The organism is Nocardioides sp. NPDC000445, assembly GCF_040300245.1.
In the GTDB taxonomy this organism is placed as follows: domain Bacteria; phylum Actinomycetota; class Actinomycetes; order Propionibacteriales; family Nocardioidaceae; genus Nocardioides.
The window spans coordinates 76305-100425 of sequence record NZ_JBEPDH010000011.1; the positions used below are offsets into that span (position 1 = coordinate 76305).

General features: G+C 66.4%; 16 protein-coding genes. 5 read left to right on the plus strand and 11 right to left on the minus strand.

Annotation, left to right across the window (positions count from 1 at the left end; translation table 11 throughout):
• Positions 1-43 precede the first annotated feature (43 nt).
• From ABT304_RS16205 to ABT304_RS16235, 7 genes are all read right to left on the minus strand, one after another.
• Positions 44-2032 (minus strand): ATP-binding protein, encoded by a 1989-nt coding sequence (locus ABT304_RS16205; RefSeq protein ID WP_350716569.1) that lies wholly within the window; start codon positions 2030-2032, stop codon positions 44-46.
• Complete coding sequence (locus ABT304_RS16210) at positions 2025-4757, minus strand: Z1 domain-containing protein (protein WP_350716570.1); 2733 nt, start codon at positions 4755-4757, stop codon at positions 2025-2027. Before ABT304_RS16210 ends, ABT304_RS16205 begins: the two co-directional genes overlap by 8 nt.
• Positions 4758-5094: 337 nt before the next feature.
• Positions 5095-6078 carry a PD-(D/E)XK motif protein gene (locus ABT304_RS16215; protein ID WP_350716572.1) on the minus strand — a complete coding sequence of 328 codons (984 nt, stop codon included), beginning with the start codon at positions 6076-6078 and terminating at the stop codon, positions 5095-5097.
• 9 nt (positions 6079-6087) lie between these two features.
• Positions 6088-7602: an ATP-binding protein gene (locus ABT304_RS16220; protein WP_350716573.1), complete on the minus strand. Its 1515-nt coding sequence runs from the start codon at positions 7600-7602 to the stop codon at positions 6088-6090.
• Positions 7602-11024, minus strand: coding sequence for a DUF499 family protein (locus tag ABT304_RS16225; protein WP_350716575.1), 3423 nt, complete (start codon positions 11022-11024; stop codon positions 7602-7604). Before ABT304_RS16225 ends, ABT304_RS16220 begins: the two co-directional genes overlap by 1 nt.
• Complete coding sequence (locus ABT304_RS16230; RefSeq protein ID WP_350716577.1) at positions 11024-13858, minus strand: DUF1156 domain-containing protein; 2835 nt, start codon at positions 13856-13858, stop codon at positions 11024-11026. The genes ABT304_RS16225 and ABT304_RS16230 overlap by 1 nt, the downstream gene beginning before the upstream one ends.
• 271 nt (positions 13859-14129) lie before the next feature.
• A complete protein-coding gene (locus tag ABT304_RS16235; RefSeq protein ID WP_350716579.1) occupies positions 14130-14603 on the minus strand; it encodes a very short patch repair endonuclease in 474 nt (157 codons plus the stop codon).
• 20 nt (positions 14604-14623) lie between these two features.
• On the opposite strand from ABT304_RS16235, the gene ABT304_RS16240 reads away from it, so the two are divergent.
• Positions 14624-15814: a DNA cytosine methyltransferase gene (locus ABT304_RS16240; RefSeq protein ID WP_350716581.1), complete on the plus strand. Its 1191-nt coding sequence runs from the start codon at positions 14624-14626 to the stop codon at positions 15812-15814.
• A 71-nt stretch (positions 15815-15885) separates the two neighbouring features.
• Here the strand turns inward: ABT304_RS16240 and ABT304_RS16245 are convergent, their stop codons facing one another.
• Positions 15886-16392 (minus strand): hypothetical protein, encoded by a 507-nt coding sequence (locus ABT304_RS16245; protein ID WP_350716583.1) that lies wholly within the window; start codon positions 16390-16392, stop codon positions 15886-15888.
• A gap of 116 nt (positions 16393-16508) precedes the next feature.
• Between ABT304_RS16245 and ABT304_RS16250 the strand changes: the two genes are divergently transcribed.
• From ABT304_RS16250 to ABT304_RS16260, 3 genes are all read left to right on the plus strand, one after another.
• Complete coding sequence (locus tag ABT304_RS16250; RefSeq protein WP_350716585.1) at positions 16509-17531, plus strand: LacI family DNA-binding transcriptional regulator; 1023 nt, start codon at positions 16509-16511, stop codon at positions 17529-17531.
• Between the two features lie 254 nt (positions 17532-17785).
• Complete coding sequence (gene arfA / locus ABT304_RS16255; RefSeq protein WP_350716587.1) at positions 17786-19321, plus strand: arabinosylfuranosidase ArfA; 1536 nt, start codon at positions 17786-17788, stop codon at positions 19319-19321.
• A gap of 15 nt (positions 19322-19336) precedes the next feature.
• Complete coding sequence (locus ABT304_RS16260) at positions 19337-19951, plus strand: nucleoside/nucleotide kinase family protein (protein ID WP_350716589.1); 615 nt, start codon at positions 19337-19339, stop codon at positions 19949-19951.
• Between the two features lie 3 nt (positions 19952-19954).
• On the opposite strand, the gene ABT304_RS16265 is transcribed toward ABT304_RS16260, so the two are convergent.
• Positions 19955-20740, minus strand: coding sequence for a Fic family protein (locus ABT304_RS16265; RefSeq protein WP_350716590.1), 786 nt, complete (start codon positions 20738-20740; stop codon positions 19955-19957).
• The gene (locus ABT304_RS16270) at positions 20734-21483 is read right to left on the minus strand and encodes a helix-turn-helix domain-containing protein (RefSeq protein ID WP_350716591.1); all 750 of its coding nucleotides are present in this window, start codon (positions 21481-21483) and stop codon (positions 20734-20736) included. Before ABT304_RS16270 ends, ABT304_RS16265 begins: the two co-directional genes overlap by 7 nt.
• Positions 21484-21558: 75 nt before the next feature.
• On the opposite strand from ABT304_RS16270, the gene ABT304_RS16275 reads away from it, so the two are divergent.
• Positions 21559-22098: a TOPRIM nucleotidyl transferase/hydrolase domain-containing protein gene (locus ABT304_RS16275; protein ID WP_350716592.1), complete on the plus strand. Its 540-nt coding sequence runs from the start codon at positions 21559-21561 to the stop codon at positions 22096-22098.
• Position 22099: 1 nt separating this feature from the next.
• Here ABT304_RS16275 and ABT304_RS16280 read toward each other — a convergent pair whose 3' ends face one another.
• The gene (locus ABT304_RS16280) at positions 22100-23929 is read right to left on the minus strand and encodes a hypothetical protein (protein WP_350716593.1); all 1830 of its coding nucleotides are present in this window, start codon (positions 23927-23929) and stop codon (positions 22100-22102) included.
• Positions 23930-24121: the final 192 nt, after the last annotated feature.

A 24121-nucleotide genomic window follows, 5' to 3' on the forward strand; every position in this document is an offset into this window, starting at 1 on the left:
CGACCCGAGGAGATCACGTTGTCCTGACACGCTGGAGGACCGACTACTCGTCGTTGAGAGGGGCTCCTGGTATTCCGCTCGCCCGCGCCTCACGACCTCGATGCGAGCCATGGGTAAGTACGTGCCGGGTTCGAATGACTTCCTCGGCCCTTCGGCCAGCGCTGTCTGCGGCAAGATCACCATCGAGGATTGATCTGTACTCCTCGTAGTACCGTTTCGCGCGCTCGTGGACTTCGGACCAGGTCATCAGGTGGAAGTCCGGTCGGCTCTTGTATGACTCGAGTGCCGCGCTTCGGACCGCATAGTTCTCAGCGGTGATGAACGCACCTTGAATGTCTTCGACGCCATGCGACAGCTTGTTCAGGTAGCGGTCCAACTGCTGAAGATCTTCAAGGGTTGCGGCGTGACCACTCCGCTTGATCTCGACCACGATCGTCCGGCCCTCTCCGGTCAGTGCGAGGAAGTCGTAGCGAGTCGCATCGTCCGGAAACGCCTCGACGTGCCACTCCCGAAGTTGGGTCGAGATCCGCTTCTCCTCCGCCAGAACCTGCCACTCGGGGTGGATCAACCACGGGAAGTTCGCGAGCAGATCATGGACGTTTTCGTCGCCGATGCGATGGGCGGTCTCTGGGGCGTCGTTCACGAGCAGAGTAAAGAACTTGTCGACGATCTCCAGGCGTCCTTGCACGATCTCCCGGATCGCTCGGCTCTCCAGCACCTTCCATGCGGTGATGTAGTCGAGGGCGCGCTCCAACTCTTCGGGATCCTCCGCGACCTCCTCGATGGTCTCGATGTAGTCGTGGAACTGTCGGTATTCGAACGCACGGATGATGGTGTCGGACAGTCTAAGGGTCCGATCTTGGTCGACCACCGACGTGCCGAGTGATCGAACCATGCTCATCGCCTTCTCGCGAGACGGGGCGTCAAGCTTTTCGAGCCGTCGACCAAGGTCGGGGTCCTCGAGGACGCCAGCCTCGGCGATCCTGCTGCGACCTTCCGTCCGCCGACGTAGCAGCTCTCGCGTCGTCTTCTGCCCCCACTCGTAGAGCTCGGCAAGTGCGGTGTCATCCCAGTCGATCTCCTGGCGGTCGGTGGAGATCCGGTCGGACTCGTCATCGCTGCCGGAATCTAGGAAGTCGGCCTCGATGACCCCGGTCAGGTACTTCGTACCGTGTTGTCCGCTTGCCTTGCTCTCCACGTGAAAGAAGAACGGTGGGGCTTGAGCGGTCTTGCCGTTGACGAGAACCGTGAAGCCTTGGAGCTCGCTGGGAAGGACGGACGGGGAGAACCCGGCCCACCACTTGAACTTGTCGCCATTACCGAGGGTCACTTCGGCGAACTCGTCTGCGGCATTCGGTTCGCGCAGCTCGAACTCCCCTAGGTCGGGCTCGCGCAGTGGCTCGCCATTGATGCTGATCTCCATCTCGCCTTTGACTCGCCGGCTGAACCGGCGGGCGATCGCGTTGTGGAGGCCTTCAATGTCAGGGGGAGTCGTGTGCTTGAGATCGCTGATCGTGATGCGAGTGCCGGACTCGCTCTGTCCTGTCTCTTGGATCCAGCCGGGCACCTCCAACGTGGGGGCATCGCCCGGTTCGGCCTTGAGCTCGTTGCTCTTGAGGTCGACTCCGGTGAGGACGCCGTCCGTCCAACTCTCGACTCGCAGATGGCGACCAAAGCCGAAGCCTGCCAGCTTCCCCACGCCCTTACGGCCCATGACCGGCCTTCCGGCAGGAGCCTCCTGGCCCTCGGCACGCCTGTTGCGACCGATGACGAGGTACTGCTTCTCGAGCGCTTCCTCAGTCATACCGCTGCCGTCGTCGGAGATTAGGACTTGGCTCGTCTGACGGTCATAGCCGGCGCGTTCAGGGAGTTCGATCCGGACGTGGGTTGCGCCTGCGTCCCATGAGTTCGCCACCAGTTCGGCAATGGCGACGTCGCGCCGCTTGTACATCTGGGTTCCGAGGTGCTCCAGGGTCCGCCCCAGCACCTGGATAGGGAACTGGCGCTCTCGCCGCTCCGCAGCATCAGCCATTGTGATCCACCTCCACGATCGCGTCCTCCGGCATGTCGGGGCGACGCACGGTGAACGCGATCCGCCCCCCGGGCGCGGAGTTGAATGGGAGCGCGAATGAGAACAGTGTCGCGATGTTCTTCGGGTCCGTCGGGTCGGGCAGGAGTTTCGGGTCGGTGACGCCGTTCGCGTCGTGCAACCTCGGAGAGGAGCTGTCCCCGGCGAAGGTGAGCAGGAAGGCGCCCCGTGTGGAAACCTTGAGATCCTTCACGTGCTTGTAGTCAGGCTGGTTGAGCGCCGCGGCGATCGCGCCGTCGGTGTCCACTGTGGCCGAGTCGATCGCGCTTGAGACCGCGAGCAGCGCATCACGTTGACGAGTCGAGGACCCGGAGAACTGCCACGGCCGGTCTTCACGCCGGAAGCGTCGCATGATCCGGAGCTGCCGCCCGCCGACTGTCCGGATCGGTAGCGTGTCTAGCTCCGGCACGATGACAGCCCAGTCCTTGAGCGTGCCCTCGGCAACTGCCTTGCGCATGAACGCGAGGTACGGATCGAGCTTGAAGTTGATCGCCCAAGTGAACTGGGTGATGACGTCGATGAGCGCTTCGGCGTCGACTACGCCGTATCGGGCGTTCCACGGCCGCGGGCTGCCGGCCTTGTTGATGTAGAAGAACTGCCCGAGAGTGTCGGCGGCGTCGAGGAAGGGCTGGACGGCCTCGAAGTGGGCTTTGTTCTTCTCGTCCTTGTGCTCGCCCTGCTGGTTGAAGTCGACGATCTTGCCGCCTTCACCCTGCTCGGTGAGCTCGGCGTTGTACATCTTGTTTGCGCCGGTCGGCTTAAGGTAGGGCAGGCTCTGGTAGACGAGCGGCGGCACGTCCATCGGGCGCACGAGTGGCCGCCCGTCGTTGTCGAAGCCCTGAAAGCGGCGCAGTTCCTCGCGGAAGTCCTCCTCGTCGCGGACGATCGCCTCGAACGACTTGTACAGGTCGATGACGGTCTTCCGCGGTCCGGGGACGTTGCGGCCGATGTAGAGCCGGACGAGATCGCCGTAGTGGGGGCGGTAGCCGAACCAGCGGCCCATCTGCATGAGCGTGTCGGCCGCGGCGGTGCGGCGGGTGTAGTACGAGACGGTCAGGCCCTCGACCGTGAAGCCGCGGGAGAGTTTGGTGCCCCCTACGAGGATCTTCCACACGTCGCCCGCTTGGAAGTTGATGTCGTCCTGCAGGTAGTCCTTCTCTGCGACACCGTTGACGATAACGACAGGGTTGACCCCTGCCTGGATCTTGTCGACCGCGTGCCCGATGAACGGGATCAACTCAGTGAACTTCGAGACCACCGGCTCCTGCAGAGCCCGAGCCTCGGTGACAGGCCGGAAGTCGTCGTTCCACCGGTCCTGCAGCCGCTTGAGTCCCATCGGGAGGTCGTAGCCGGCCGACTTCCAGATACGGCGCACGTCGGCGGCGACGACTGCATGCTCGGCGGTGCTCACGGACTCGTGGACGAGCATCGTGTGGTGGCGGAAGAGCTTCGGCTTGCCGAGCGCAGAGGCGCGATGCAGTTTGATCGCCCCGCCTAGGACGTACGCGTCAAGGGCAGAAAGCAGTTCGGCGTCGCGATTCTCGTGATCGTCGGGACCGGCGACGAGCGAGCGCACGTGCGCCAATTCGTTGGAGTTAGCGACCGAACGAGGCTCGTCGTCGTCCGGATCCCGGTCGAGGTCGTGGAAGGCGGCGCCACCCATGTAGCCAGGAGGCGGCTGGAGCGAGACGATGAAGTCCTTGGGGAAGATGTCTTCCGCGTCCTCAGGGTCGACGAAAACATTCGCGAACGGCGTGGCGGTGTAGCCGACGTACTGTGCGCGCTTTAGCTCACCCAGGAGTTGAGCGATGAGACGGTTGATCGTCGTGCGCTTCTTCTCCTCGGCGGAATCCTTCTTCGGCCGGGTTGTGTTGATCGACGCTTGGTCGGCCTCGTCGTCAATGATGAGGGCGGGGATCTCACCGAGGTCGGTCTTAGTGGACTGGAGGTCCTTGACGAGCTTCTGCAGCACCTTGTCGTTCTTCTTGACCACAGCGATTCGGATGTCGGGCCGGTAGAGGTTGACAGGGTTGTAGAGCGGCCGTGCTGGGTCGACGAGATGGTCGGTCTGTCGGAAGTCGAGGTAGCCGAGGCCGGCCTTGAGCAGTTTGTAGTCGTCCTTCGCACCGGTAAGCCGGCGGATCCCGGGGACCCCGAGCTCCTTTGGGTCTTTTCCGTAGGAGACGAACTTCCCCTCAACCCAGTCGACGTCGTGGGTGCCGATGTAGTCGACAGAGGCAGTGAGCTCGGGGTTGTCGCGGGGTACGCCACCAAGGATGTTCTCTTCCCCGACGAGTTCCATGTCGAGACGCCGTTGGGTCTGTCCGCGCAGCAACTCGATGGTGCCGGTGAGGACGATGACGAGCTTGTAGCCGGCGTCGATGGCCTTGGCGACGACGCCGGTGAAGTTGGCCGTCTTGCCTGACTGCACGTGCCCGACGACCAGACCCTTCGACTGGTACGGGTCGTCCCGGGCCGGGTTTGCCAGCCGTTTGACAACCTCGTCCGTGGTCCGGCTTAACTCGTTGATCGCGTCGGCATCCCAGCCCTTCGACTCCAGTACGCCCCGGTAGCCGTCCCAATAGAACGAGCGCACCTGCGCGGTTTCGTACCAGGGATCCCAGTCGGCGGGCTTACCGGAGATTACGACGGCGCCGGCGAGGTTCACGTGGAAGGCGCTGTTGATCCGCTCCTGGGCCTCAGCGGAGAACTTGAGCGCAGTGAGGATCGCGGCGCGGCGCTCCTGAGAGTACGCCGTGGTGTCCGCCGCCCACGCGGGAGACGGCGCCCCGTCCCACTTGGAGAGCTGGATGTGGAACTCGTATCGAGCCGGGGCGTTCACGTCGGGAGAGGTGAGCGCGTCGACGAGGTCGGTCTCGGTGTAGTCCTCGGAGACTCCCGCCTCCCCGAGCTCGAAGACGACACGGCGGAGCATCGCCTTGGGCTCGCTCTTGCTCATGCCGCGTGTGACGCCGACGATCGCGTCGGCGTAGTGGTCGGGCATGTCAGGCCTCCTGCTTGGGTGCTGGGGTGATGAAGTCGGTAAGCGGGTCGCCGGGGTCTCCCGGGGTACGGGAGGAGACGTCGACCCGATAGGTCACGTCGCTGATCAGGTCGCTATGCGGCACGACCGCGTGCAGCCGGCCGGGTGTGACCGCGGGGAAGTCGTCGTCGATGAGGTACGCCGCGGGCCTTGTACGGAGCGTGTAGGCGGTGGGATACATAGCGACGTCTCCGTCATCCCAACCCTCGGCGGTCATGTGGGCGAGGAACCGGTCACGCGTCGAGGTGAGCTGGTCGCGGATCTCCTGGACGACACCGGGGAGTGTGACCCCATTGGGGTCGCCGCCGGCGCGCGTAATCTGGATCGAGACAAGCCACAATGACCTTCCTGGGCTTGACTGGAGCTGTCCGGCGCCGTGGATCACATGGGTGCGGGATTCACTCAGGGTGGTCTTTACTTCGGCGTCGAACGCGGGAAAGGCGAAGTCGCGCTCCTCGGCGAGCGGTCCCAGCCACCACTCGATGACCGTGTGTTCGTCGTGGATGTCCAGGAGGGCCCTGAACAACATCAGCTCACCGACGAGGCCGATCTGTTTCTCCTTCGAGATCCTCGGCTTGGCGGCGAGTAGAGACTTCATGTTCGTCATCGCCGCAGAGGCCGCCGCAGCGAACGTCGCGCCGCCACGCATCGCCTGAAGGACAGAAAGAGCCAATCCGTACGCCTCGGTGTACATGCCGCGGGCGTCGAAGGTCAGCCGCGCATACTCGACCCCGTTACGCATCTCGGTACCTGTAGTGACCCGCCGCAGAGTGGAGGTGTCGAGGACCATGCCATTGCGAGGGGTGAGCACCGAGATCCGCTGGCCTGGGCCATCGATGACGAACAGCACCTCGGGAGATTCGCTCACGAAGTGCAGCGAGATGGTGCCGCTGCCGAAGTACTTCGCCAGGGTGTCCGGGTTCAGTTCCGGTAATGACTCGCTCATGTTCGACAGTCACTTCCCAACTGCAGATTGTGCCTGGATCGCTGCGAGCAGGACGCCTTGCCATGCCGCGTCCTCCCGCTTCTTCCGTGCGCCGCTGCCGGTGCCGAGGAAGTGGTCTTCCAGCAGGAGCAGAAGCAGGCTCTTGACGAGGGGAGCGTCGTTGCGGTCGAGGCTGCGGCGACCGACGATCGCCAGCCGATATCGTGCGTTGAGGACAAGCCGACGAGGATTGGTGTCGAGGTCGATGTCGTAGACGTAGTCTTCGGGCAGCAGGCCCCACCGGATGTCGATCGGCGATGGGTCGTTGGGCTGCGTATGCTCAGCGAACGCGTCTCTCACGGCTGCGGTGAGGCCATCGCCGGGCTTCGGTGCCTCGATCGGTGAGGCCACCCGCTGGCGGGCCACCTTCGCGGCATTTCGCGCGACATCCCGAAAAGACGCCAGCGTCGTGCCGTCGGATGCCCGAGCCCGGAGGAACGCGCCGCGCAGTTCGTCGTCGAAGGTGATGCCGATCTTCTCCGGCGTAATCGCAACGTGGCGTTCCATCCCGACGCTCAAGTCGAACGCCACCCGCGCGAAGGCGAAGTCGACGTGCGGTGTGGCCAGCCCGTTCCAGCCGCCCGCTTGTAGGAGTCGGTCGTTGCGGTAGATGTACAGCCCCTGCGTCTCCGTCTCGGACCGGCCGCCCTGCACGAATCCCGGTCCTTTGTCATGGCGCGGCCAGATGTGCAGCCGCGCTGCCCCTGTGGTTTCCCCGACGGACACAGGGAGGTCCTTCGGGTATCCGACCTGCCCCGCGCCTCGATAGGCGAACGGATCGATCGCCGTGACCGTCCGCGGGGCGCCCGGCCATTCGAACTGCACGTCGAACATGTCGATGGTCAGGGTCAGATCTCCACGCTCGAGGATCCGATGCAACACCAGGCCGAGGTGGTTGACCAGGTCCTGCATGGTCTCGTTGGTCCAGGTGCGCTGCTCGTCGTCGCTGGAGGAGGTCAGGAACGTCTGCACGTCCTGCCACTCGACGATCGTCCCGGTATCCATCGCGAAGTCCACCTTCGCAGAGGCCAGACGTTCCGCGGCGTCTCCAGCGGCAAACTCCTCGACAAGCGGCCCGGTGTCGATCGTCTCCCGACGCAGACGTCGACCGACGGGAGGCGAACCGTACTTCTTGGACCACACGAACAGTGTGTTCGCCTGACTGAGGGAGGCAGCCTTCAGCCCGATCCCGAAGTGGCCGAGGTCCCGGCCGTCGTAGTCGCGCTTCTTGGCGTACGTCATCGCGTGATCGATGCCGACCGAGTCCATGCCGGAGGCGTCGTCTATGACCTGGAGCCCGACCGGGCGGGCTCCGTCGACGAGGAACCTGACCAGCACGTTCGATGCGCCCGCGTCGATGCTGTTGTCGACGAGGTCGGCGACGGCTGTGTCCAGGGTGTGGTGACGGCCGATCGCCGAGGTGATCGACGGGTCAGGCTGGACGACTCGCGATCCGACCGGTTGAGGTCCCGAGGCTGATCCCATTACAGGTCCTTGAAACTGCTGTCGGTCACACCCAGATCGCTGGCGTTCTGTTTCACGGCACGCACGGTGTTCTCGTCGAAACCGTCGCCCTTCTGCGCGTCCACGGTCAGCGTGATATCGAGCACGTCAGGCCCGGCATTGCGCAGCACTTCCAGGATCTCCTGGGCGATCAACTGCAGGTCGCCGGGCATATCACCGGTCGGATCGATGCCGTGTCGGAGCGAGAATGTCGCGTTTGCCACCACCTTGCGCGGCGGGGGAGTGGGGCAGGCAGCCGGGCTCGCGTGCGAACCTGGCAGCGTCGAAGGCGTGGCCGTCGGGCCCACATCGGTGACCGGCTTGGCCTTGGCCTCGTCCTCACGCTGGCGTTGGCCGGCGGCGAGATCCGGGCGCACGATCAGCGTCTTGTCATCGAAGGGACCGAACTCAGTGTCCTCCAACGGCACCGCCAGCCCGAGGAAGTCACCGGTGCCCGAGTCGAACCCGGTCGCCAGCGCGAACCCTGTGTCGATGAACCCGGTGTCGAGCAGCGACTCCTCAAGAGCCCGGACCAGGACCGACTTGTCCCGCAGTCGGTGCAAGTAGGGGTAGCGACAGAAGTACGTCCACAGCTCGGTGAAGCTGATGAAGCCGCGGGTCCACCTCGCCCGCAGGAACTCCTCGACGTCGAGCCGAACGACCCGGTTTGCGATGTAGGAATGCGCCGCGTCGACCGAGGCCAACTTGGCCCCGATCCGCTTCAGCAGGTTTTTCTCCTGCCCGTCGGCACGCACCTGCCCGACCACGAATGGTGCCTGTGGGTCGTCCTGGACCGCGTGCAGGCCCCAGATCCAGGTGTGCGCGAGCCGGTCGTCGACAGTACGGTTCGCCGTCTCCAACATCGAACGCGCCTGCGCGGCGGCCGACTGCGTCAGGTCCAGACGGTCGGTCTCGTTGAAGATCGAGCTCCAGGCCAGGTAGGAGCGCACCGCGGACTCCAGCGTGCCCCACTGCTTCTCGTCGGCGGCCACTGCCACGATGGTGTTCACGTTCGACCTCGGCGCGCTCCCGCGCTGCCTCAGCAGGTCATGGACCCACTTCGACGCCGTGGACTCCTTGTCCTTGCCGTTGTGGGCATACTTCGGTGGCACCACCACCAGCCGCAGGTGCTCGGCCTCCTCCACGTCCGAGGACGATTCCGGATGCAGGACATCGGCGATCACCTCGGTCGATCCCTTGAACGCCCGCCGAAGGCGCGTCGACACCTCATTGTGCACGGCATCGATCGAGAGCTGGAAGGCCCGCTCGGCGGCGAGCCGGTTGAGCGAGGGCTGGGTGTCATACCAGAATCGTCCGTCCTCGGCGTAGTAGTGCGAGGACTTCTCCTGCAGTCCGTCGAGCGCCGACCCGATGTTGCCCAGCACGTCACCCGGCATGGCGATGCCCAGGGTCAGGCTCTTGCGGTCCTTGCCCTTGAGCGCCGCATCGAGCGATGGCGTGGCGTCCAGGAAGATCGTCCGAGCCGTACGCAGCGCCAGTGACCGGTCTCCGAGTGCCGGCCGCTCATCGTCGACCGTGCGGGCGACGGCGTTTTCCCCGTCGATCTCGGACTGGATGATCGCGTCCCACTGGTTGCCCACGTATTGCACGATCTCGGCGCGGATCGGCTGGGCATCCAGCGGGACCGAGCCCGGCATGATCAGCGGCGATGGGTCCTCGCGCTCGTAGAGCTGGTGGATCACCAGGCTCATCAGCCGCAGCACACCACGGGTGCGCTGGAACTTCTCCAGCGTCGACCAGTCCGAGTAGAGCCGGTCGAGCAATTCGGGATGGATCGGATACGCCGCCTTGATCCGCGACTCGTATTCCGACTCTCCGACGCCGGTCGGGAACTCCTTGGGGTGATGCCGGTAATAGTCGCTGAACCGTCGTGCGGCCGTCGCGATGGTGGCAATGGCCTGCGCGTCCGGCTCGACGAACAGCCGCCGACGCACGATCTCGTAGGACTCGTCCCGGGTCGCCGGACTCCACTGGTAGGCAACACGACGAATGACGTTGTCCAAGCGGTGTAGCGCGTCGCGGCCGCGCTGACCGCCGACCTCCAGGTCGCTTGCCTTGGTCGCCTCGTCGTCGGCGCCGTCGTCGGACTTCTTGTCCTTGCGTTCACTGGCGGGCACTGAGACCAGCAGCAGCGTCCCGGGCACGCTCTCAGCTGCGAGCGTCAGCGACTGGGCGAAGGTGAATTGGGTCTCGAAGAGGCCGCCGGCGACCTCCCGGGCTCGGGGGTCGTTCTTGTCGTAGCTGTCGGGGAGCTGACGGGCGTATGCCACCCACTCGTCGATCAGGATGACGGAGGGACCGAACGTGGCGAACAGGTCGCGCAACGAGCTCCCGGGATTGGTGCCGGTGCCGTCGGCTTCGGCGACGATCGCATATCCCTCGGCGCCTCCGAGCTGCCAGGCAAGCTCCCCCCACAGAGTGCGCACGACCGTGCCGTCGGGCTTCTTGGATGGCTTCGCTGGCGGGATCTCGTTGCCCACCAGGGCCGCCTTGCGCACCGGTCTGCTGAGGACGTCGACGTCGGAACCGGCGAGTAGATCCTGGACGTCCTGCGGGAAATCGTGCAGCGGGCGCCCTGAGAACAGGTGCCACACAGCCAGCATGGAGTGGGTCTTGCCACCGCCGAACGTGGTCTGCAGGTTGATCACCGGGTTGGCCGACTCCGACCCGGACACGCGCTCCACGGAGCGACGCAGCAACTGCTTGAGTCCATCGGTGAGATAGGTACGCCGGAAGAACTCGACCGGGTCCTGATACTCCTTGGCGGCGTTACCACCCACCGCGACCGAGAAGAGATCGGCAGCGAACTCCGCATTGCTGTATCGCCCGGCGGCCACGTCCGGGTGTGGCTTCAACACGTCCCGCCACGCCGGCAGTTTGGCATCCGGGGTGCCCGGAAGCGCGATCGCCTCCAGCACCGCCTTCCGGGTCTGCTTCTCGAAGTTCCCACGCAGGATGTCCAGTCGCGAGGTCCGCACTGCGTCCGCTTCGCGTGCAGCCCCGATCGCGCGCATCACCCGCTCGATCGTGTCCAGGGCCCGGACCGCATCGTCGGGGGAGAAGGACCTGAAGTGGGCCAGGTTGTTGCGCACGCTGCGCAACTCGCCCACGAAACCCTGTTCACCTCGCGAGAGATGGTCGTTGAAGAGGTAGCCGAGCGAGGAGATCGGCTCGGTGATGATCCGGAACTGATCCTGCGGATCGGTGCGCGAGTAGGACTTGCCGTGAATGCCCTTCTCGGCGTCCTTCGCCGCGAGCAGCACGGTCCAGTCATTGCCCGCTGGCACATGTCTGGCAGTCACTTGCTCGATGTACGGGTCGAGCACCGAGGCCAGCGACTCCAATGCTGCACGGACGATCTCGATGTTGCTCGTCTTCGCCATCAGCTCTCACCCTCGAAGTCGATCTCGGTCTGCACCTCGGTCGGGGCCGGCGCCTTCGCAGCGGCCGCAGCCAGGTCCGTCCACGAGCCACCGATCAGGTTGAACAGTCGCGCGTCGTCGGTGCGTGACGTCTTGGTCATTTCGTACAGGCGGTACGCGAGCCGCTGGACCGCCTCGACGTCGACCTCGGAGCGTGCGGAAGCCGCGGCCATCAGTTTCGCGGCCGGCTCCAGCCCGCCGTCCTCGGCGGAGAGCACCCGGCCGAGGTGGCACATCACCTCCCATACCGAGACCCGGTCGTCGGCGATCGGGTCCCAGTTCGCAGGCAGATCGGCCGGCGCAATGAGCTGCACTATGCCTTCGCCCTGCGTTAGTACGCCGGCATCATCCAGGCCGCGCACTGAAGTGTTGTACGCACGAGCGAGCAGATCGCCATCACCGAACGGTCCCGTGCCCCAGCCGTACTGCTCGTACCACTTCAGGCAGAATCGCGTGTCGGCGTCGAGGTCCCCCTCGCCCTCGGCCAGCACCTCGTCGAGTGCCTGGTTGATCAGCCGGAGCGCCGCCTTCACGCTCATGTCCTCGCCGTCGTTCTCCACGACGCGTGTGTAGTTCGAGAACACCGCCATCCCGGGACCGATGGTTGCCTGAGTGAGGTCCACCGGTGCCACGGCACCCTGCCGAAGATTCTCCAGAGCGTCCGGAAGGTCCCGACGGAGCGCTGCGAGGAATCCCCGCCTCGTCGTCTGCCCAGCCGTCTCGTGGCGAGGGCGAAGAACCAGCACGATCGACGACGCCAGGGCGTTGGTCCCGACCGAGATCATTCGGCCACCTCGCTCCGAGCGCACGGGCCACGTCGCAGTAATTGCCCAGCCCTCACGGATCATGCCCTCCAAAATGGTTGCCCAGCCCGTGCTAGTGACGCCCTCCGCCTCGAGCTCGGACTGCTTGAACGCGTAGAAGACGGTGACTGGGAAGTCGTTCGACGCGCCCTTTCGCGCCTGGGCGAAGACATGCTCGAATCCCGTCTCGAAGAACTTCTCAGCGCCATCGCGACCACCGTGGCGGTAAGGATTCGCTACCAACTCCTCGGCCTTAGGCACGAGCATCGACGCGAACAGACTCTGATGGACTTCTTTCAGCGAACGGCGTAGCCACACGTAGAAGAAGTCGGAGAGGTCGGAGTATCCGATGTTGTCGTAGTACGGCGGGTCGGTGGCGACCACGACAGTTGAGTAGTCACGCGCCGCGGCATCCAACTGCGATACGTTGCCAGTGGATGTAGCGGGGAGCTTCTCGATCGCCTCAGCCTGAGTCTCGGTGGCGATCGACAGGTCACCGGCAGCCCGCGCGAATGGCGAGACCTCAACGAAGTCCCAGGCCATCGGGATGGCCTGACGAGCGAAGAGGTTCCGTGCCTGATCGCGCCCATTGGACCATGTGACCAGGGCGTTGTTGAGATCGGTCGTACGGCTGACTCCCATGCCGAGATAGGTGGCGACTGCGTCGGCGTACGCCTCGGCGCCGGTGCCGCCGTCGGAGAGACGCGCGCCCGGCGGGAGACCACCGTCGACGGAGTCCTTCAGTACCTTCTCCCGCGCCTCGCCCACGAGGTCGCCGAACGTCGTCAGCGCCACCAGCTGCCGGTTGGTGAACAGGTCCGAGAACTTCGATAGGCCGTACTGCGGCGGCGAGAACCAGCGCGGGTTTTCAGCGACCTTGCCGCTAGGAGTGGAGTTTGGTGCCGCGACGTCGGCCGCGGCGACATGCTCTTCGGCGGCCGGGACGTACATGCGTCGCCGCTGCCCTGCAGCGACGGTTGCGAGCAGTCGCGTCCCGTACCCGGAAGCGAGCGCACTCTTCCGAATCTCGCGGAGCGGACTGAACGAGCCGCAGGCGACACACGTCGCGCCACGTGCTGCGGCCATCGTTCCGTCGTTGTCCTTCGTCGGCGCATTCTTCGGATCGTGTCCTATGGTGAACTCGACCCGTCGACCGCCGGGAGCATCGGGGTTGTCGACGACGGTCGGGACTACGTACGCCTCCTTGCCCTTCTTCTTGCCGAGCCACCAGGAGCGGACGAGGGGCATCTCGATGCCGCAGGCGGGGTTGGGGCAGGTGACGGTGCGGGCCCAGATCCATGCGATCGTGGTGGCCTTGGTCTTCTTCTTGGTCTTCTCGTCGACGACAGTCGCGTCGGGGTAGAGATCGCCGATGCGCTCTTTGGCCTGCTCGCGCATCCAGGCGCCGTAGCGACGCACGTCCTCGGCCAGGCCGGTGGCACGGGGCCAGTCACCGAGCTTGGAGTCGGCGGCGCCAGGAAAGACCGGCGGGCGGCCTGCGAACCTCGGCGGGATCTCGATGAGCGCCTTGTTGATGAGAACGGCGACGGGGTTGAGGTCCGAGGCGTGCGCCTCCAGGCCGAGGCGCTGGGCCTCCAGCGGGATGGTGCCCCCGCCGGCGAAGGGGTCGAGGATCGCAGGTGGCTTGCCGCCGGTGGACTTGAGGATCTCCTCGTGCGCCTCCCGCAGCAGGGTCTCGTTGTTGATGTTCTCCCACTTGACCAGCCGCCGGATGATCCCGTGCAGCCGCTCCCGCTCGACCTTCTGTTCCTCTTCGGTCAGGTTTGGGTTCGACGACGGGTCGTCGACCAGCTGCGCGAAGAGCACGGCTCGAGCCGCTGCTAGGGGACGGCGTGCCCACCACAGGTGCAGCGTTGACGGGTGGCCATGCCGGATGGACTTCTCCCGGGCGGACTCTGCGTTGATGTCCTCCAGCGGGATTGACACCTCGATCAGCTTCTTGCGGACCGGGGCGTCAGGGGTGGTCGTCATTCGTGAAAACTCTCCAGTGGCTTGAATGGCACGATCCTAGTTGTCGTCACCGACACTCGCCCGCTGTTGAAGTAAGACGGTCGGTGGTGGTCGACCGAGATCGATGCAACGAGCGCGCGTCCGCTCGGAGGTCGGTCGGCGTGGCAATGGCGTGACTCGTCGGTGTGCCTGCCGAGATGATGCCCGCCGGAAGTCGACGGGCACATGCGTGTTGGTGAGCGTCATACCGCAAATTGGGGTCCGTCGGGATGTGGCCCCGTATCGCAGGGTGTCAGTGGTCTCGACCCGCCGACGAGACATCGGTCGTGGCCGGCCGGACGATGTCCACGATCCGCTCGGCCGCGGAGGTCATGTCCTCATGCTCCCAGACCCGCACGACCATCCAACCGAGTGAGGCGAGGTGCATGTCGGTCTCGCGGTCCCTTTCGATGTTGCGGGCAAGCTTGCCCGCCCACCACTCGCCGTTATTGGCGGGCATTGTCCCGTGCTCTGGGCAGCTGTGCCAGAAGCACCCATCGACCATTACGGCGACCTTCGCTCGAGTGAAGAGCAGGTCGGCGCGGCGCCGCGGCATCCCGGGGATCGGAGCATCTACGCGATAGCGCAACCCGCGTCGGTGCAGGTCTCGGCGCAAGACCAGCTCGGGCTCTGTGTCGCGAGTTCGCTGCCGCGACATCCGTTGAGCGGTTGCAGCATCGGTCACGATTTCGGTACTCGCCGGCGTGGATGTGGTTTCACCTACCATGGCCGGCTAGTCTTCGTATCGTGTCGACTCCCGTGCAGATGTTCGAATCGGCGGCGACGCCGGCCGCCCCCAAGGACAGCGGTGCGAGGATCGCGACCCTGGACCTTTTCGCGGGCGCGGGCGGGCTGTCGGAGGGGCTGAACACGGCTCCGGGTGCGCGGTTCGACCCTGTGCGGGCGGTCGAGATGGAGTCGGCTGCTGCTGCCACGTACACACTCAATCACGGTGGCGGTTGCGACGACGGCAACGTCAAGGGTGGACCGGCTTACGTAGGCACGATCCAGGACTGGTTGTCCGAGGACGGCTCCGTTCCACAGGTCGACCTGGTCGTCGGAGGGCCGCCCTGCCAAGGTTTCTCCACGCTCAACCGTGCTGGGGTCGGCGCCGAACGTAATGAGTTGTGGAAGCTCTATGCCGAGACGGTCGAGCGAGCTACGCCGAAGTACTTCGTTCTGGAGAACGTGCCTGCTTTCTTGAAGTCGACTCAGTGGGAGGTGTTCCAGGACGCGCTCAACGGTGGCAGTCTCAAGGACTACGACATTGACGTCGACGTCCTCAACGCAGCCGACTACGGAGCTTTCCAGGCTCGCAAGCGAGTGATCGTCATCGGCCACCATAAGGACCTGCCCTCCCCGGGGCTGCCGGGGAAGACTCATCAGGGCGCCCATCGCTCGCTGGCCGAGGCGCTCCAGTACGTGCCCCGAGAGGTCGACCGTCTAAACCTTCCGGAAGGTGTTGTACACGTCGGGTCAAAGGAAATGCCGGGCGTCTTCACGACCCGTCAGCTCCACTTCGGCCGCTTCTACACCCAACTTTCGCTCGATCGTTTCAAGGCGATCTCCCACAACGGCGGGAGCCGCTCGGAACTTCCGGATGAGTTGAAGGCCCCCTGTTGGCGTAAGCATCCCAAGGGGAGCGGCGACGTTATGGGTCGCCTGACCTGGGAGAAGCCCTCGGTGACGATTCGCACCGAGTTCTTCAAGCCTGAGAAGGGTCGTTACATCCACCCGGAGGAGGACCGCGTCATCACCCACTACGAGGCGGCTCTCATCCAGGGTTTCCCGAATGACTACCGCTGGGTCGGTACCCGCGAGGAGATCGCACGCCAGATCGGCAACGCTGTCCCGATCCCTCTGGGCGCGGCCATCGGCCGCTTGCTCATTGACGCATTCGATGGCCGCGGCAGGGATTCCATTACGTCTAAGTCGTGAGAAGCGGGCGCTGCAAGGCGTGCGGGCCACGGCATCACGATCGGACTCGGCCAAGTGTCACGGCAGCAGTGTCACAGCGAACCTCCGTCGACACCGCGCTTCTTCGAGGCAAGTGCGGCGACGTACGTCGTCCAGCTCATCTCGCGCATTGCGTGCTGGGAGACGGATGAGAGGGCGACCTTACGGATCTCAGGTCCGGAGAGGACGCCGTGGAGGTCAACCCAGTTCCTCTCGAAATGGGCGGTGTAATGCACGACCTCGGCCAGATCGACGACCGGCTTGTCGAAGTCGGTCAGGCACTTCTGGCATCGCCAGTCGGGCGTCTTGGTCTTGCGGTAGGTGATGTTTGGCCGGAGGCAGTTTGAGCACAGGCGTCGCTCGGCGGTGCCGTCTTTGCGGTCGATCTTCTCGATGACGGAGTGACCCACGAGTGTCCTTTTGTCCCAGACAACGACGCGATCGCCAGACGCGATGTTGGAGTGGTTGGGGACTCGGCTGTTCCACGAGTAGTACTTCGACACATCGTCGGCGTAACCATGGTTGCCGCCGTACATGCGGTCCTCGGGTTCGGCGGCCATCAGCAGCCAGGATCGTTGCTCAGTCACGGCGGTTGAGCTTACGTTCTCGTGTCATGCCCCGAGGCGAATTGTGAATGCTCAGAAGCGGCCCGGCGCGGGTCATCTACGCTGACCCCATGACCAGGGGGCCGCGCCGGGCGACGGTGAAGGATGTCGCGGCGCTGGCGGGGGTCTCGCCGAAGACGGTCTCGAACGTGATGAACGGGACGGTGTTCGTACGTCCCGACACCCGCGAGAAGGTGCTGGCGGCGGTGGAGGAGCTGGACTTCGTACCGAACCTGAGTGCCAGGAGTCTGCGGAACGGGCGGACCGGGGTGATCGCGCTGGCGCTGCCGGACCTGTCGACGGCCTTCTCGGCCGAGATGGTGCACTGGGTGGTGCAGGTGGCGCACGCGCGGGGGATGGCGGTCCAGATCGAGGAGACGGGCGCCGAGCCGAAGCGGGAGCACGATCTCGTCTCGCGGGCCCGTGAGCACCTCGTCGACGGGCTGATCCTCAATCCGATCCGGCTCCAGGACAGCGTCCTCGTCCACGACGATCAGCTGCCGCCGGTGGTGCTGATCGGGGAGGTCGAGCAGCACAAGGTCGACCGGGTGCTGATCGACAGCCGGCAGGCGGCGTGCGAGGTGGCGGCTCACCTGCTGGACCAGGGGGCGCGGAGGATCGCCGTCCTGGGTGGGGCGAGGGGTGCCGATGACGCCCCGGCTACGAGCGTCCAGCGGCTCGAGGGTTACCTCCGGGCGCTCGATGAGCACGGCGTCGCGTACGACCCTTCGCTGGAGGTGGACATCGCGGACTGGTCGATGGTGGGTGGGGCAGCGGCGGCGGAGGAGCTGCTGGCCCGCGGCGTCGAGTTCGACGCGGTCATGGCGTTCACCGACTCGATCGCGTTCGGCGCGGTGCACGTGCTCCAGGAGCATGGGCTCGACGTGCCGGGCGACGTCCTGGTGAGCGGGTTCGACGATGTCGAGCACGCGCGCTTCATGAATCCGACGCTGACCACGGTCGCCCTGGATCGGCGTGCGTACGCCGAGGCGGCGGTCGATCTGCTGCTGACCCGGATCGGCGACCGTACGTCCCCACCGCGCGCCGTCGCGATCCCGCACGAGCTGGTCGTGCGGGCGAGCACTATGCGGTAGCTAGTGGGCGGTCCGGCGGCCGCGTGCGATCCACGCGCCGACGAGGATGCCCAGCAGGTAGCCGATACCCGCGCCGATGAGCAGCGTCGTGCTCATCGGGAGAGTGGCATTCGGGACGTCATGCTTCCCATTGGCACTCGTGATCGAGACCTGGTCGGCCGGCGTCGGGAGGGATCCACCGAATAGGGGAGGAAGAGATCCTTGCCCACACCATTACAACGATGTAATAGTGCGCATGCAACGCTAGGAGATCTATGACCCACGCACGTATCACCATCGACCGTGACTTCACCATCGCCGACGTACCCCGTCGTCTCTTCGGCTCGTTCGTCGAGCACATGGGGAGGTGTGTCTACACCGGCATCTACGAACCCGGCCACCCGACGGCCGACGACCGCGGCTACCGCAAGGACGTGCTCGAGCTCGTCCGCGAGCTGGGCCCGACGGTCGTACGCTACCCCGGCGGCAACTTCGTCTCGGGCTATCGCTGGGAGGACGGCATCGGCCCGATCGGGGATCGGCCCCGCCGCCTCGACGGCGCCTGGCACACGATCGAGACCAACGAGTTCGGGCTCCACGAGTTCGTCGACTGGGCCCGTGAGGCCGAGGTCGAGGTGATGGAGGCGATCAACCTCGGTACGCGTGGGGTCGAGGAGGCGCGGGCGCTGGTCGAGTACGCGAACCATCCCGGTGGGACGTACTGGTCCGATCTTCGCCGGAAGAACGGAGCCGAGGAGCCCTTCGACATCAAGCTGTGGTGTCTCGGCAACGAGCTCGACGGGCCGTGGCAGATCGGCCACAAGACGGCGCACGAGTACGGCCGGCTGGCGCAGGAGACGGCCAAGGCGATGAAGCTCGTCGACGACTCGATCGAGCTGGTCGCGGTGGGTTCGTCCAACCGCTACATGGAGACGTTCGGCTCGTGGGAGCACACCGTGCTGACCCACGCGTACGACGAGATCGACTACATCTCGATGCACGAGTACTACCAGGAGCGCTCTGGGGACGCCGCCTCGTTCCTTGCCGAGGCGGTCGGGATGGACGCGTTCATCGACGGCGTCGTCGCCACGATCGATGCCGTCAAGGCGGCAGGCAAGCACACCAAGCAGGTCGACATCTCCTTCGACGAGTGGAACGTCTGGTACATGGAGGGTCTCGACTCCGAGGACCAGCCCGACCAGGTGAAGAAGGAGTGGCGCGAGCACCCGCGGCTGATCGAGGACACCTACTCCGTCACCGATGCCGTGGTCGTCGGGACCCTGCTCAACAGCCTGCTGCGCCACGGTGACCGCGTACGCATCGCCAACCAGGCCCAGCTGGTCAACGTGATCGCACCGATCCGATCGGAGGAGGGCGGGCCGGCCTGGCGGCAGACGATCTTCTGGCCGTTCGCCCGGATGGCTTCCCTCGCCCGCGGGCAGATCCTGCGGCTCGCTGTCTCCGCCGACCAGATCCCGACCGAGAAGTTCGGCGACGTCGACGTCATCGACGCTGCCGCGACCTGGTCGGAGCCGGACGGTCGAGTCGCGCTCTTCGTCGCCAACCGTGGGCTCGAGGAGGCTTCCGAGGTGACCGTCGATCTGCGCGGCCTCGGGGTTTCGCGGGTGGCGAGTGCCGAGGTCCTCACCATTCCCGAGGGAGGCGACCGGCACACGTCCAACGTGGAAGCCGCACCTGATCGGGTGGGGCTCGTGCCGCTTCGCGACGTCGGTGTCCAGGACGGGAGCGTGCGGCTGAACCTTCCGCCGTTGTCCTGGGCGGTCGTCGAGCTCGAGGTGTCGGTGTCGTGAGGCCCGAGGTTGACCTTGACCGTCAGTGAAAGCGAGCTCCTCCGGCTGGCGGAGAAGATCAGGGACAAGGCCGGCGCCAGGTTCGTGCTCGGCATCGTCGGTCCGCCGGGGGCGGGGAAGTCGACGCTGGCGGAGCGGCTGCGGGACGTGCTCAACGAGTCCGGGCGGGTTGCGGTGGTGGCGCCGATGGACGGGTTCCACCGGAGCAACGCCGAGCTCGACGCGATGGGGGCGCGGGCGCGGAAGGGCGAGCCGGACACCTTCGATGCCGAGGCATATGTGGCGGCGTTGCGGCAGGTGCGGGGTCGCGGACGAGTCGAGTGGCCGACGTTCAGCCGCGTCACGGACGAGCCGGTGCCCGGCGGGGTGGTGATCGACGGCGAGCCGATCGTGATCACCGAGGGCAACTACCTCCTGCTGGAGGATGGGCCGTGGAAGGACGTACGCGGTCTGCTGGACGAGGCATGGTTCGTCGACGTCCCGGATGACATCCTCGTGCCCCGGCTGCTCGAGCGCTTTCTCGCCGGCGGGAGGTCGCGGGCGGAGGCGGAGGCCAAGATCGCCGAGAGCGATCTGCGCAACGCCGCGCTGGTGCGGGCGACGCGGGATCGTGCCGATCTGGTGCTCTGAGCCTCAGTCCGCCGACGCGGCGCAGTCGACGAGGAAGGCCATCAGCTCGGTGGCGTCGTCGGTGGTGACGAGGGTGTCGAGGGCGTGGTCGAGCTCGAGGCGTCGGGCGCCGGGGATGCTGATGGCGTCGAAGCCGTTCGAGATCAGGATGCCGGTCATCATCAGCAGGGCTGTGCGTTCGTTGCCGCCGGCGTAGAACCGGGTCCGTGCGGCGGAGCAGAAGTAGATCAGTGCCCGGAGCCGGGGGTCGTCGGTCTCGGCGAGGCGCTCCTGCAGCGTGGCGAAGCGGGCTCGAAGCAGCTCGCTGCCGTTGCGACGGAGCGTGCCCTCGCCACGGAACCTTCCGGCGTCAGGCGTCTCGTGGAGGGCGACGATGCGGTTGAGGCGGTCGGACGTCGATTTGTCGATATGGAACCTGCCGTAGCCGATCAGGTCGCGGAGCGCGCCGTACGCCTCGTTCAGCGCCAGCACCTGCAGCTCGTCCGCGGCCCGGTGGCCACCGACGGTGATGCCGTCGAGGAGGGAGCGGACCTCGGGAAGGGTGAAGCTGTTGCCCTCGAGCGTCGCGGCGTTCCAGACCAGCTCGGGCAGACTCGCGCGGAACCGGCGCCAGGCGCGGTCGGTGTCGCTCGGGAGGATGCGGGCGGTGTCGACCTCGGTCCACCAGATGCCGGTGTCGCGCAGCTGGGCGTCGCGGTCCGCGACCTCCCGGTAGGTGTCGTCCGTGGTCGCCTTGCGGGCGGCGTACGTCTCGGGGTCCGGTGCCCAGCGGGGCTGCTTGGTCACCATGTCCGGATCTCCTCGCGGGCGCGGGCCGCGGCGTCGCCGCCGACCGAGATGGCGTCGATCGCGATCTGGATCGGGGCCGCGTAGACGACCCGGTCGCGCTCGAACGTGCCGAGGAACAGGTCGGGTTCGGCAGCGGCGATGACCACGGTGGAACGGTGCGGGGCGGACGCCGGCCGGAGCGTTCCACCGGTGAGAAGAGTCCGGATCGCGCTCGGATCCTCGCACCACAGGACCGAGATCCGGGGGACGGTCCCGTCGAAGGACGGGAGGTCCAGGCCGGCCGCGCCGGAGAGCGCCCAGCGCTGGCCGGAGGCCTCGCCGGCGGAGGCGAGCCGGCCGATGGTGGCCTCCCCGCCGAGCCGTACGGCATCCGGTCGGTGGAGGACGCCCGAGGCGCGCGCGGCCTCCTCGATGATCTGGACCGGGTCGCCGTCGGCCCAGGTGTCGAGCCGGGTGGCCCACTGCTCGATGTCGGCGTCCACGTCCGCTGGGTAGTTCTCGTCGAGGATGGCTCGCGCCGCCGCGGCGGCCGCTGCGGATGCCAGGGGTGTGGTGCTCATCGTCAGGTCGAGCCCGCAGGCGGCGGTGATGTTGTGGAGCGTCGCGACCGACGGGCTGACCTGGTCGTTGAGGATCCGATGGACCGTCGACGCGGCCACGCCTGCGCGCGCAGCCACCTGGCGGGCGTTGAGGCCCGAGTGCTCGATGCACTCGGCGACCAGGCGACCGACGTCCGATTCCATATATGCAACTCTAGGTCGAGTTGTTGCGTATATGGAACAGGCGCGGCGGCGTACCTTTCTTCTAATGTGTGCGCCATGACGCGACCGATCACGCTGCTCGTCGAGGGGGAGTCGGACAAGGCTCTGGTGGAGGCGCTGGCTCCGCGCTACGGAGTGGAGCTGACCGAGCTCGGGATCGAGGTCGTCTCGATGAACGGCGCCGGGAACGCGGGCCGCTACATCCGGGAGACGACGGCGGCGGGGCACCGGGTCGGCGGACTCTACGACGAGGCCGAGGAGCACTTCGTCACCAACGCGCTCGGCCGGCAGGTCGGCGAGGACCTCTCCGGGCAGGGGTTCTTCGCGTGCCGGCGCGACCTCGAGGACGAGATGATCCGGGCGATCGGCGCCGCGCGGATCGTCGAGATCCTCGAGGCCAACGGTGAGGGCGGCAAGTTCCGTACGCTGCAGAACCAGCCCGAGCACCGCGGCGAGGAGGTCGCCGACCAGCTGCATCGCTTCTTCGGCACCGCGTCGGGACGCAAGATCCGCTACGGCACCATCCTCGGCGAGGCCGTCGAGATCGAGTCGATCCCGGACCCGCTCATCGGGCTGCTGACTTGGTGCTGGGGCTGAGCTAGGGCTCCATGTCGTCGTGGACGACGACGCGGGAGAGCTCGATGGTGCCGTCGGGGCACTTCCAGAAGTGCAGGCGCCGGGCGCTGGGCGTGTGGATCTGCATCGAGACCCGGTAGCAGACCGCGCCGTCGGGGCGGGACTGTGGGGCGGCGTTGCCCCCGGCAGAGGTACGCAGCTGGTGCAGCTCGCGGCCGGTCGACTGCTCCGCCAGGCCGGTGAGCACCTCCATGACCACGTCGGCGATCTTGTCGACGGCGATGCCCTCGAGCGCGTCGACGCTGTCGAGGAACCGCTCGCCGATCGCGTAGTCCGGCAGCGGCCGGGTCGGCTGTTCGCCGACGGGGATCCGGCGGGCCCAGGCGGCCTCGACCAGGTGACGGAAGCCCCGCTCGCGGTCGGCGAAGACGGGCAGGGCGACATCGGGTGGGGCGCTGCGCTGCTTGGCGCGGCGCAGCTGGGAGCGCATCCGGGCCAGCTCGGCGTCGCGGGTCTCGACCTGGCGGGCCGCGCGGGCGAGATCCTTGGCGAACTGCACGCGCTCGTTGCGCAGCCCGGAGACCTGGTCGCGGAGCTCGGCCAGCTCGGCCTCGAGGTGAGCCTTCTCGGCCTTGATCGCGGTGACCTGCAGCGACATCGACTGCACGGCGGCCTTCTTCGCCGGCGCGGGCTCCTTCTCGGGCACCGGCGAGGGTTCGGGCGACGGCGCCGGCCGGACCGCGCGGACCGGCTCGCCCTTGCGCCGTGGCATCATCGCGGGACTCGGGATCGCCGGCTTGGCCGGAGCCACAGGAACGGGCTCAGCAACCGGCTCGACCACCGGAGCGACCGCGGCAGGTGCGGGCTCCGCACGTGCAGGCTCGGGATCGACATGCTCGACGGACGCAGGCGGCGGAGCATCCGGGTCGAGCCAGGGCGGGCCGCCGGCGTACAGGGCCAGGGCCTCGCGGGCCGTGTCGTGCTCGCGGACCTCGCGCAGCGACAGCCGCCACTTGGGCCCGGTGGCGATGACCCGCGCGAGCACGACCTCCCCGGGGGTGAGGAGCGCCGAGAGGTCGTCGTCGGGGTCGCCGGTCACATCCGAGCGGAAGAGCTCGACGGTGACGTCGGGATGCAGGCGCAGGTCGGCCGAGCCGGCCAGCACGGAACGGACCTCGGCGGGGACGACGTCCCCGGCGGCGTACGTCTTCAATGCCTCTTCGGCGGTGGGGCGGCTCTCCCGGATGTCGAGCCAGCGTGACTTCTTCTCCAGGACGCCGTCGACGTGCATCCCGGGGGCGAGTACGCGCTCGATCGGCACCCCTGCCTGGGCGAGTTGGGGCGGGACCGAGGCCATGTCGCCCCCGTCGAGGGCGACCAGTGCGCGCTCGCTCATGATCGAGCGCACCGTGCCGGCGCGGCGCTCGCGGGTGGAGGCGGTGCGGGCGCTGTCGAAGAGTCCGGCCGCCGCGGCCATGTCGAGAGCGTCGTCGATGAGCTGCCCGGTGAGCTTGGGGCCCTCGGACTTGCTCCACGCGAACCGCAGCGGGGCCTGCTTCAGATCGATGTTCCACCCCAGGCCGACCGGGTAGACCCGTCCGGCGCCGCCGTAGACCTGCGTGCCCGGCGTCATCTTGTTGGAGAAGGCCCAGGTGTGTCCGCCGGTCGTGACCAGGTAGAGGTCGGCGAGGTCGCCGATCTCGGCCGCGATCCGCTCCACGTCCGCGTAGGGCTCGGTGTGTCCTGACGCGACCGTCACCACCACGGTCGGCTTCGTGCGGGAGTCGCCGTTGAGCAACGCCGCCAGCGCCTCGGCCTCGGACGTGTTCGTCACGCGTTTGATCGCAGACATGCCCCTCCTTTTACAAAAACGTACAGCGAACGGAAAGCGGACCGACGTCAACGACCCGGCCTTTGCGGGAGCATTCGGCAGAGCATTCGTCGGAGCCGATACCGGGGGCGGGTGTCAATGACGCACCCGTGTCATATTTGACTCGCCAACTTGTCTAGAGCCGTGACGCTTTTACGACATTGGCAGGTATCT

What these genes read in the sequence shown, in the direction of transcription:
- ABT304_RS16205 (WP_350716569.1), bottom strand. Translation starts at nt 2,032, where the DNA reads ATGGCTGATGCTGCGGAGCGGCGAGAGCGCCAGTTCCCTATCCAGGTG.
- ABT304_RS16225 (WP_350716575.1), bottom strand. Translation starts at nt 11,024, where the DNA reads ATGGCGAAGACGAGCAACATCGAGATCGTCCGTGCAGCATTGGAGTCG.
- ABT304_RS16270 (WP_350716591.1), bottom strand. Translation starts at nt 21,483, where the DNA reads ATGGAATCGGACGTCGGTCGCCTGGTCGCCGAGTGCATCGAGCACTCG.
- arfA (WP_350716587.1), top strand. Translation starts at nt 17,786, where the DNA reads ATGACCCACGCACGTATCACCATCGACCGTGACTTCACCATCGCCGAC.
- ABT304_RS16250 (WP_350716585.1), top strand. Translation starts at nt 16,509, where the DNA reads ATGACCAGGGGGCCGCGCCGGGCGACGGTGAAGGATGTCGCGGCGCTG.
- ABT304_RS16275 (WP_350716592.1), top strand. Translation starts at nt 21,559, where the DNA reads ATGACGCGACCGATCACGCTGCTCGTCGAGGGGGAGTCGGACAAGGCT.
- ABT304_RS16220 (WP_350716573.1), bottom strand. Translation starts at nt 7,602, where the DNA reads ATGGGATCAGCCTCGGGACCTCAACCGGTCGGATCGCGAGTCGTCCAG.
- ABT304_RS16245 (WP_350716583.1), bottom strand. Translation starts at nt 16,392, where the DNA reads ATGGCCGCCGAACCCGAGGACCGCATGTACGGCGGCAACCATGGTTAC.
- ABT304_RS16235 (WP_350716579.1), bottom strand. Translation starts at nt 14,603, where the DNA reads ATGGTAGGTGAAACCACATCCACGCCGGCGAGTACCGAAATCGTGACC.
- ABT304_RS16280 (WP_350716593.1), bottom strand. Translation starts at nt 23,929, where the DNA reads ATGTCTGCGATCAAACGCGTGACGAACACGTCCGAGGCCGAGGCGCTG.
- ABT304_RS16265 (WP_350716590.1), bottom strand. Translation starts at nt 20,740, where the DNA reads ATGGTGACCAAGCAGCCCCGCTGGGCACCGGACCCCGAGACGTACGCC.
- ABT304_RS16215 (WP_350716572.1), bottom strand. Translation starts at nt 6,078, where the DNA reads ATGAGCGAGTCATTACCGGAACTGAACCCGGACACCCTGGCGAAGTAC.
- ABT304_RS16230 (WP_350716577.1), bottom strand. Translation starts at nt 13,858, where the DNA reads ATGACGACCACCCCTGACGCCCCGGTCCGCAAGAAGCTGATCGAGGTG.